This is a genomic window from Aliivibrio sp. S10_S31, from assembly GCF_014694495.1.
In the GTDB taxonomy this organism is placed as follows: Bacteria; Pseudomonadota; Gammaproteobacteria; order Enterobacterales; family Vibrionaceae; genus Aliivibrio; species Aliivibrio fischeri.
Genome location: NZ_JAAUWR010000178.1, coordinates 1 through 226, shown reverse-complemented (window position 1 = coordinate 226; position 226 = coordinate 1). Strand labels below are relative to the sequence as shown.

Genomic DNA, 226 nt, shown 5'->3' with positions numbered 1-226 from the left:
TCGTTGGGATATCGCCAAGCGGTAAGGCAGCGGCTTTTGATGCCGCCATTCCCTGGTTCAAATCCAGGTATCCCAGCCATTTTAAAACGTAATTGATTTATTTCGATTATGACAACGTGTTATTGAATCACCAATCTTCAATTTCACTACAATATTTGTGCGGACGTGGCGGAATTGGTAGACGCACCAGATTTAGGTTCTGGCGCCGCGAGGTGTGAGAGTTCAA

General features: G+C 45.6%; 1 tRNA gene. It reads left to right on the top strand.

What is annotated here, in order from left to right:
* Positions 1–4 precede the first annotated feature (4 nt).
* Positions 5–79: transfer RNA gene (locus tag HC728_RS20050), tRNA-Gln, on the top strand.
* The last annotated feature ends 147 nt before the right edge of the window (positions 80–226 follow it).